Source organism: Streptomyces soli, from assembly GCF_003999195.1.
Taxonomy (GTDB): Bacteria; Actinomycetota; Actinomycetes; order Streptomycetales; family Streptomycetaceae; genus Actinacidiphila; species Actinacidiphila soli.
This window is the reverse complement of the sequence record NZ_RJVR01000004.1, coordinates 1-8,435: the sequence shown is the minus strand read 5'-3', so window position 1 is coordinate 8,435 and position 8,435 is coordinate 1. Positions and strand designations below refer to the sequence as shown.

The 8,435-nt window shown below is 70.5% G+C and carries 10 protein-coding genes and 1 pseudogene; 7 read left to right on the top strand and 4 right to left on the bottom strand.

What is annotated here, in order from left to right:
• Nucleotides 1–355: 355 nt before the first annotated feature.
• Nucleotides 356–502 (bottom strand): hypothetical protein, encoded by a 147-nt coding sequence (locus EFK10_RS46835; protein WP_164835736.1) that lies wholly within the window; start codon nucleotides 500–502, stop codon nucleotides 356–358.
• A 548-nt stretch (nucleotides 503–1,050) separates the two neighbouring features.
• Between EFK10_RS46835 and EFK10_RS00235 the strand changes: the two genes are divergently transcribed.
• The 7 genes and pseudogenes from EFK10_RS00235 (at nucleotide 1,051) to EFK10_RS00200 (ending at nucleotide 5,610) form a co-directional block, all read left to right on the top strand.
• The gene (locus tag EFK10_RS00235) at nucleotides 1,051–1,509 is read left to right on the top strand and encodes a transglycosylase SLT domain-containing protein (protein WP_127353780.1); all 459 of its coding nucleotides are present in this window, start codon (nucleotides 1,051–1,053) and stop codon (nucleotides 1,507–1,509) included.
• Between the two features lie 55 nt (nucleotides 1,510–1,564).
• Nucleotides 1,565–1,841 (top strand): annotated as a pseudogene (locus EFK10_RS49205) (3'-5' exonuclease); the annotation flags it as partial.
• 446 nt (nucleotides 1,842–2,287) lie between these two features.
• The gene (locus EFK10_RS00225; protein WP_240676877.1) at nucleotides 2,288–2,938 is read left to right on the top strand and encodes a DciA family protein; all 651 of its coding nucleotides are present in this window, start codon (nucleotides 2,288–2,290) and stop codon (nucleotides 2,936–2,938) included.
• Nucleotides 2,866–3,831, top strand: a complete 966-nt coding sequence (locus EFK10_RS49200) for a hypothetical protein (protein ID WP_240676876.1) — start codon at nucleotides 2,866–2,868, stop codon at nucleotides 3,829–3,831. Before EFK10_RS00225 ends, EFK10_RS49200 begins: the two co-directional genes overlap by 73 nt.
• Nucleotides 3,828–4,667, top strand: a complete 840-nt coding sequence (locus EFK10_RS00210) for a DciA family protein (protein ID WP_127353779.1) — start codon at nucleotides 3,828–3,830, stop codon at nucleotides 4,665–4,667. Before EFK10_RS49200 ends, EFK10_RS00210 begins: the two co-directional genes overlap by 4 nt.
• 388 nt (nucleotides 4,668–5,055) lie before the next feature.
• A complete protein-coding gene (locus EFK10_RS00205; protein WP_127353778.1) occupies nucleotides 5,056–5,349 on the top strand; it encodes a hypothetical protein in 294 nt (97 codons plus the stop codon).
• 9 nt (nucleotides 5,350–5,358) lie between these two features.
• Nucleotides 5,359–5,610 carry a hypothetical protein gene (locus EFK10_RS00200; RefSeq protein WP_127353777.1) on the top strand — a complete coding sequence of 84 codons (252 nt, stop codon included), beginning with the start codon at nucleotides 5,359–5,361 and terminating at the stop codon, nucleotides 5,608–5,610.
• A 283-nt stretch (nucleotides 5,611–5,893) separates the two neighbouring features.
• On the opposite strand, the gene EFK10_RS00195 is transcribed toward EFK10_RS00200, so the two are convergent.
• The 3 genes from EFK10_RS00195 to EFK10_RS46830 form a co-directional block, all read right to left on the bottom strand.
• Nucleotides 5,894–6,799 carry an RNA polymerase sigma-70 factor gene (locus EFK10_RS00195; RefSeq protein WP_127353776.1) on the bottom strand — a complete coding sequence of 302 codons (906 nt, stop codon included), beginning with the start codon at nucleotides 6,797–6,799 and terminating at the stop codon, nucleotides 5,894–5,896.
• Entirely contained in the window at nucleotides 6,796–8,007 is a 1,212-nt protein-coding gene (locus EFK10_RS00190; protein WP_127353775.1) for an NAD(P)/FAD-dependent oxidoreductase, read from the bottom strand. The genes EFK10_RS00195 and EFK10_RS00190 overlap by 4 nt, the downstream gene beginning before the upstream one ends.
• Before the next feature lie 196 nt (nucleotides 8,008–8,203).
• The coding region (locus EFK10_RS46830) for a hypothetical protein (protein WP_206305245.1) at nucleotides 8,204–8,435 on the bottom strand (232 nt) is incomplete at its 5' end.

Below are 8,435 nucleotides of genomic sequence, written 5' to 3'. Positions count from 1 at the left end.
TCGTGCGTTCCTGGCCCGGCCGGGGAGCCGCGGCGGTGATGTCGCGCTTTTGCGGTCACGGTACGACAGGAGATTCATCGCCCGGCCTCCTTCGGGAAGGCGCGACGGTACCCGTCGCGCTGAGGGCCGCATGAGCATGAGGTGGGCTTTACGACGCGTGAGAGGCGCACCAGCCCGCATTTGTTCGCTGGTCCACAGTCGGAGTACCAGGATCTCGCGCCTCGGAGCCGGACGAAAGTCCAGCCGAAGTGAGTCAGGACTTGCCTTCGAGCGCGCTTCACCCAAGTCGCAGCGCCGTTCACCGCGGTGAACGACCTCCGCCACTTGATATGTACGGAGATCAAGAACGTGCTGGTCAGGGACGCCACGGCTTGAGGCTCTCCGCCGCCATGGCCGGGGCGGCGGAGGCCTCGCGGATGGCGCGCTTGGTCTCCGCCTCGATTACGGCGCGCTGGTGCTCCAGGCGGGAGCGGGGGGAGGAGCTACTAGGGCATTTCGGCAATGCGGGAAGCGTGCGTGCCGGGGCGTGGCCGCCCGATCAGAGGTCACCCGACAGGCTCTGATCGGAAATACCTCGTCTTCCAAGGTCAAAGTCGGCTCTGCCGAGGGATTTCACGCCGCCACTGGCGTCCCCGCAGGGATACAGAGACTGAGCTGAGACTGAGCAAGGAAGACGGCTCGCGGCATCGCCGTATCGGTCGCATGGGCGGAGGCAGGAGCTATCGGGATCCAGAGACAGATCGATTAAATGACTCTAATTAGCATTATTTGTCTGATTTGTTCTTTCAGCACTGGTGCGCAATTCGCGAATCACTCAAATTTTCCCGCTGCCGTGACCTTCGCCATATGGTGTGCGTCACTATGATGCTCGATAGTAGTAAATCGGACGTTCTGCGACCTGTTACTGCGGCTCTGGTGAAGTGACTCATCATGATGAATACGAAATTAGGTAGTAGAAGTCGCCATTGACCAAAGATTTCCTGATCTATGACACTCTCGCTTGCCCGGCGGATTTCCTCGGGCTTCCTCCGTCGGAAGAGGCGACCTCGAATGCAGTTCTCCGCGATATCGAAGCTCGGGCGTATGGCCAAGGGCGCCAAGTCCTCCTTGGGCGTCGCCGCGGCCGGCGCCGCGGTGGTCGCCGGTGTGCTGGCTGCCGCTCCGACCGCATCCGCCGCCACCACCTCCCAGGGCAACCTGAGCGGTTGGATCAACCAGTCGCTGTCGGTCATGCACGCCCACGGCATCCCGGGCACCTACTACGGGATCTACCGCAATGTCATGCGTGAGTCGTCGGGCAACCCGAACGCGATCAACCAGTGGGACTCCAACGCCACGATCGGCACTCCTTCCAAGGGGCTGCTGCAAGTGATCGCCCCGACCTTCAACGCCTACCACGTGGCGGGAACGTCGTGGAACATCTACGACCCGGTCGCGAACATCACCGCCGCCTGCAACTACGCGGCCCATCAGTACGGTTCGATAGACAACGTGAACTCGGCGTACTGACCAGCGCCTTCCGTAGGCGACCGCGTTCAGAAGCCCAGCGCGCGGGGAAGCGGGCGAAGACCACGGGGACGTGACCGTCTCAACCGCCCACAAAGCCAAGGGCCGTGAATGGGCTAACGTGAAGGTCGCGGGCGACTTCACCCCGCCCAAGGACAGCGATCAGAAAGACGCCAACGGCTACCCCGTTCCCGGACCGATCGACAACGCGAAGCCCGCGACGACGCGAAGCCCGCCTCGCCTACGTCGCCGTCACCCGTACCCGTCACCGCCTCGACCTTGGCGGCCTCTCCTGGATCCACCACCATCCCGACGGGAATCCGCCTGCCGCCTGACGCTGAAAGCCATGGGTCAGCGCGACGCCCAGCAACGTTTCCCACGGCGCACCGCACCACCCAACCGGCCCCGGGCATCACGACCCAGCGCCAACGGGCGGCCCGGACCACGGACCGGCACCGGACCGGCCTGCTCGGGCACAGCCGACGGCCGCGGTCGACGCGGCCCCGGCCGAGGCGGAGGCGAAACGGGCGTACGACACCGAGAAGGGCCGCCGTCACCACCGCTGGTACCCAGACGGTCCGATCGCGGTCGCCGCGGCGACCAGGGCTGCCGAGCAGGCCCGGGAGCGCACCGCACAACATCTGCTGGCCACGCGGCTGGAGCAACTGCGCGAGCTGACCGGCGGCCGCACTCATGCGGCCGCCCCCGCGCCGTGGGCGGACCGCCTGACCACCCTCGCCGCCCGCTCGATCAGCGACGACCTTGCCGGGGCGGTGATCGCGTGACCACGAAAGCTGAGCCGAGCGGCGTCGACCTGGCCCGCCAAGCGCTGTTCGCGGCCCGCGAGGCAGCGAAGAACAACGGCAGCGGCCACAAGGAGAAGCCCCGACGCCGTACCCATGTGGCCCGGCGTGACGGCCGTGACCCGTTCGGTCTCGGCGAGGCAATCACGGCGATGATGACCGAACGCGCCTGGGCCACACCGGCCGCCGGCGGCGACGTCCTCGCCCAATTCGACAGCATCATCGCCGCGGCCGCGCCCGAGCTCGCCGGTCACATCCAGGCGGTGAAGTTCGCCCCGGACACCGGGCAGCTGGACATCGTCCCCGAGGCGCCCGCCTACGGCACCACGCTGCGCTGGACGGCACCGAAGCTGATCGCCCAGGCCAACCAGCAGGTCAAAGGTACGGCGGTCCACACGATCCATGTCCTGCCGCCACCCCAGCACCACGGCCGCCGCCCCGGAAGCGGCACCAACCGCCGCGCCCACCGGCCCGGTGCGGACCCGGGACAGTGCGTCGGCCGGCTACCGCCGTGCCCTCGATTGTGTGCGTTTAGTCAGTCGCGTACGGTCGGCTGGTGTTCTCGGAGCTCTCGTCGGGCGGGATCCGGCTCGACACCGGCGACGACTGCGACAACTGCGACAACGTGATCCACATCCGCCGCGCCCAGCGGGCCCGGCTCGCGGCCGAGGTCGACGAGCAGCTGCCCGGCCTGGGTGACGGCGAGCGCCGCCAGGTCCTCGAGGACCGGCTCCGCGAGCAGGCCGCTGCCGAGGCGGAGGACTTCGTGTGGCGCCGCGAGCAGGCCGCCGTGGAGCAGGCCCGCCGTGATGCGGCCCGCGCAGCTGCCCAGGAGCGGGCGGAGCGTGAACGCGCGGCCGCGCAGGCTGCCGACGCTGTCCGGCAGGCGCTGCCGTGCGAGGACTGCGGCCAGGACCGGTCGGCCGGGCTGTGCGAGGCGTGCGGCTACCGGCGCCAGACCAAGGCCCTGGTGGTGGAGGCCGGCCTGCTCGCGGGCACCTGGTCCGCCGCCCTGGACGACGCGGACGACGTCGCCGCCACCGCCGCCCACGTCCAGGCGACGCTGGAGGCCGACATCGCCACCGCCCGGCGCGAGTTCCTCCAGCTGATGGACCCGGGCGAGCTGGACGCGGACCCGGTCGCGGCGGCGTCCGCGCTCGCCTTCACCGCGCTCCAGGCCGTGCAGCAGGCGGCCCCGCAGTACCGGCGGTGCGCCCTGGCGATGCTGGGCCGCACCGAGGAAGCCGAGACGGAGGCGCGGCGGGCGTACGCGACCGAGCAGAACCGCCGCTGGTTCCGTGCCAACCCGAACGGCGCGGACGCCGTTGCCGCCGCGACCAAGGCCGCCGACACCGCGCGGGAACGCACCGCCCAGCACCTGCTCACGGAGCGGCTGCAGCAGCTGCGCGAGCAGGCCGCGGCTCGCCCGGAGGCGGCCGGGTCCGCGCCGTGGACGGACCGGCTGCCCGAACTCGCCGCCCGCCCCCTCGATGGCAACGTCGCCGGGGCGGTGATCGCGTGAGCACCGAGAGGGAGCTGAGCGGGGTCGACCTCGCGCGCAAGGCCCTGGTCGCGGCCCGGGAGGCGGCGAGGAAGAGCGGCACCCGCAAGGAGAAGCCGAAGCGGCAGAACCAGGTGGTGCGACGGGACGGCCGTGACCCGCTCGGACTCGGATCCGCGATCAGCATGATGATGACCGAGCGCGGACTCGCCGCCCCGGCCGCCGGCGGCAGCGTCCTCGCCCAGTGGGAGAGCATCCTCGCCGCGGCCGCGCCCGAACTCGCCGGGCACGTCCAGGCGGTGAAGTTCGACGCGGGCATCGGCCGCCTGGACGTCGTCCCCGACGCCCCGGCCTACGGCACCAAGCTGCGCTGGAGCGCGCCGAAGCTGATCGCGACGGCCAACGAGAAGGTCAAGGGCGCGAACGTTCGCACCCTGCACGTCCTGCCACCCGCACCCGGTACGGCTGGCTCCGCCACGGCGGCCGCCGACCCGGACCCGCAGCCGGCTGCGCCCGGGCCGGTGAGGACGCGGGAGACCGTGTCGGACGGCTACCGTCGCGCCCTCGAGGCCCACCGTGAGGCTGCACCGCCCCGCCGGGTGGACCAGGGCATCGCCGAAGCGGCAGAGCGGCAGAACAGGGCGATGCGCGAGCTCAGCCGACGCGCGTTCCCCGAACCCGAGGTCGCTCCGGACGATGCGCCGGCCCCGATCGAGGCGGCCCGCGCCCAGCGCCGCCGCCAGGCCGCAGCCACCGAGGCCGCTGCCCTGCGCCGGGCCCGAGCCGAGCGCGCTCAGCAGTCCGGAGCTGTGGCGGCCGCCGTGGGGAAACCGGCTCCGCTACGGTCCACGGCGTGAGCCGTGACCAAGTCCGGGGCCAATTCACGGATCGGCGTTCACCGCCGCCACACGTTGACCTTCTCGGTGGCGAGCAGTGGCGTCCGGTCCCTTCACATGGGCAAGCGACCAGAGCCGCGGGTACGCCGAGAAGTTGGCTGGCAACGAGGCACTGCTCGAGCGCGTGCAGCACGCCGCCAGCAACGCGAGCTAACCCCCGACCGGCCGGGCTGCCAAGCGCGGCATCCGGATCGGGCCGGGCGTGGGGCGGTTCGAGGTGGAGCAGGAGGGGCTACCGGGTATGTGAGGGACGGCTCGGCGAGTAGGAATGACGCCGGTAGGTGAGTGAGATTGACTCACCCGCGCTACGCTCGGAATCACGACTCGTGAATCCACCCGGAGGATCAGCATGAGCGCCCAGCCCGCGGACATCGGCCCAAGGCCGAAGCCGACCATCCGCAGCGTCCGCGCATCCCTCCCGGTCGAGCACCGTGACGCCTTTCAGGCCGAGATCGAAGCCGCCCCCTGGGACCAGCTCGGCAAAACCGTCGCCGACTGGGACCTCATCGCCCGCGCCCTCGCCGACCCCGCCATCGTCGCCACGGCAAAGCGAATCGGTGAAGAACGAGCCGGCCGCGCCGAGGCGCCCGCGGTGCTCTCGGATGATGAGGTTCGGGCCCTCATGCCGTCGTTGCGGCCATAAGCTGAGCGGGTGCGTTTCAGCATCGATCTCACCGCCGAGGGCTTCCCGGACGACTTCCGCAAGCTGCAGCCCTGGGCTCAGAAGTCCCTCACCGAAGCTCTTGAGGAAGCAGCGCTCGACCCGTATCAGCTCCGTCACTTGCCGCAGTTGCCCCCGAACGCCCGCGTCCTCGGGTTCGCCGACGGCGACGGCCTCTGCCTCGTCGAGCTGGACGAAGAGACGCGGACCCTGACCGCCCGCATCATGCAAGCTCCCCGCTGACCTCGCCACACACCACGGCGCCCCACCCGATACGCGCGGGTGGGGCGCCGCTTCGTTGCCGCAGGTGGCGGTCACCCGCCGTTGATGGCCTTTTTGAAATTCCCCACCCCCGCTCACCTCGTTGGCCGGACCTGCTCTTGTTCCTCACTCCGCGCGCCGGCTGTTGTCGGTGGAGCGGGTCCGCCTGGCCTCCCAGCGGTCGCGACCACGATCGGTCACAGGGTGAGTGGCCCCTTCCAGGCCGACCCTCGGTTGCCGTCCGAGGGTCGTTGCCGCCCAACGGTCACCGCGTCGCGACGTCGTGGGCGGTGCCGTCCGTGATAGCCCGGAGTTTGTCGGGGTTGGCGACGTTGTGGATGGCGGTGATACGACCGTCGGCGTCGAAGTCGAAGGTGACGGTGGCGATCACCCGGTCCGGGGCGCTGAACACCATGCCCGGGCCGCCGTTGATCTCGACGAGCTCGGCGCGCATGTCGGCGGGCTGGACGCCCTGGTAGGTGACCGTGGCGATGGCCGCGAACCACGAGGCCACCGTCTGCGCTCCCACGACCGGCTTGAGCGCCTGACGGACCTTGCCGCCGCCGTCGGTCCACAGGGTGACGTCCGGGGACAACAGCTCCATCAGGGTGTTGATGTCCCCGCCGGTCGCGGCGGCGAAGAACCGCTCGGTGACCTCGCGCTGCCGAGGGCGGTCGGTGGTAAACCGGGGCCTGCGGGCCCGTACGTGCTCACGCGCACGGTGCGCGGTCTGTCGTACCGCCGCCTCGGACCGTTCCACCGCCTGCGCGATCTCGGCGTGGCTGAAGCCGAAGGCCTCTTTCAGCACGAAGACCGCGCGCTCCAGCGGGCTCAGCGTCTCCAGTACCACCAGCATCGCCATCGACACCGACTCGGCGTCCGTGACGGCGTCGGCGGTGTCGCCGCTGGTGAGGATGGGCTCGGGCAGCCACGGGCCGACGTAGGTCTCGCGCTTGTGCCGGGTGGAACGCAGGCGTTCCAGCGCCAGGTTGGACACGATCCGCGTCAAGTACGCCTTGGGATCGGCAACTTGGGAACGGTCGGCGGACGACCACTTGATCCAGGCGTCCTGCACCGCGTCCTCGGCGTCGGCCGCGGAGCCGAGGACGCGGTAGGCCACGGAGAACAGCAGCCTGCGGTACTCGTGAAAGACCTGCCGGCCGGCGCTCACTCGGCACCCTCGGCGACGCGGGTGAAGCGACCGCCGTGCGGCCAGAACGCGCCGGAGGCGGGCATCTTCTTCATACGGCCGAAGGTCGGCCAGGGCGAGGCGGTCACCGTCTCCTTATACCGGGCCGCCATCCGGCCGGTCAGATGAATGCGTCGCGGGCTGTCGTCGGGGCGGGTGAACTGCACGACCGCGTCGTGCCGGCCCAGGCTCACCGGCGTGTGGTAGTAGCCGAAGCGGAACGGCTTGGGCCGCTTGCCCTTCAGCGTGCGGGCGATCGACACCGCGGCGTGCACGCCGGTCGGCATCCCGCCCTGGCAGGTGCCGTGCATGACGCCGTAGCCCTGGCGGATCGCCGCGGCGTCACCGATGGCGTACACATCGGGGTGCGACACCGACCGCAGCGCGGTGTCGGTGACAATACGGCCGCACTCGTCGACGGCCAGTTGGGCGGCGGCCGCCAGCGGCGACACCCGCGTACCGCTCGTCCACAGGACGACATCGGCGGCGATGCTCTCCCCGCCCGCCAGTTCGACCGACCCCGGCAGCGCCTTCACCACCTCGACGCCGCTGCGCACCCGGACGCCGAGGCCATCCAGCGCCGACTGCAGGTACGCCCTGGCCCTCGGGTTCATGGCCGCACCGGGTTCGTCCCGGCCCAGAAGTACGACGTTCAGCTCCGGGTGCCGCTCGGCGATCTCCGCGGCCGACTCGACGCCGGTCAGCCCGCTGCCGGCGACCACCACCGTGCCGCCGCCGAGCCGCGCCAGCCGGTCGGCCAGCACCTCGGCGTCCTGGGGGCCATTGAGGGTGTACGCGTGGTCGTCGACGCCCGGCACCGCCGTCGTGTCGGCCGCACTGCCCAATCCGTACACCAGCGTGTCGTAGGGCAGGACCCCCTCGTCGTCGATCCGCACCGTCCGCGCGTCCGCGTCCACCGCCGTCACCCAGCCGCGCACGAACTGTGCGCCCGTCCCCTCCAGCAGCTCCGGAATGCTCAGCTCGGCGAGCTGCTGCCCGGTCGCCGTCATGTGCAGCCGCAGCCGCTCGGTGAACCGCTCCTGCGCGTTCACCAGGGTCACCCGCACGTCCTCGCGCCCCTTGACCCGGGCCGCGAGCTGGATGGCCGCGGCCATGCCCGCGTACCCCGCGCCCAGGATCAGAACGCGGTGGGTGGTGCTCGCCGTGCCGGTTTCATGCTGTGCGCTCATCGCTTTGCCTTCCTCCGCTCGCTGTTGACGACCAGTGGATGGAAGCTGCGAGCCAGTCCGTGACATGAGGCCGATGTGACGCGCGCCACAATTGGCTTGGTGGGGGGTGCACTTCCTGGTTGAGCCCGCAACCAACTGGGGCGAAGAGCGAGGGTGGGGACTTTCAAGGAGCGCCGACACCGTCGCCGTCGGCCGACTACGGCTCAAACCGCTCGGTGCACGCCAGGCAGATGACCTCCCGCGCCCACGTCGCCCGCTTCGCCTCCGCGGCCTCCACCCGCTGGTGTGTGACCGCGAGCCAGCAGGCGCCGACGAGGAGCATCAGCAGGCCGCCAGCGATCGAACCCGACGCCAGGGCGAACACGCCCAGGGCGACCACGCCGATCGCGATCAGGTACTGGCCCTTGACGGTCGGCGGCTCCGCGTAC

Bases quoted from the DNA above. Each gene is read 5' to 3' on its own strand.
- EFK10_RS00235 (WP_127353780.1), top strand. From the start codon at position 1,051: ATGCAGTTCTCCGCGATATCGAAGCTCGGGCGTATGGCCAAGGGCGCC.
- EFK10_RS00205 (WP_127353778.1), top strand. From the start codon at position 5,056: ATGAGCGCCCAGCCCGCGGACATCGGCCCAAGGCCGAAGCCGACCATC.
- EFK10_RS00190 (WP_127353775.1), bottom strand. From the start codon at position 8,007: ATGAGCGCACAGCATGAAACCGGCACGGCGAGCACCACCCACCGCGTT.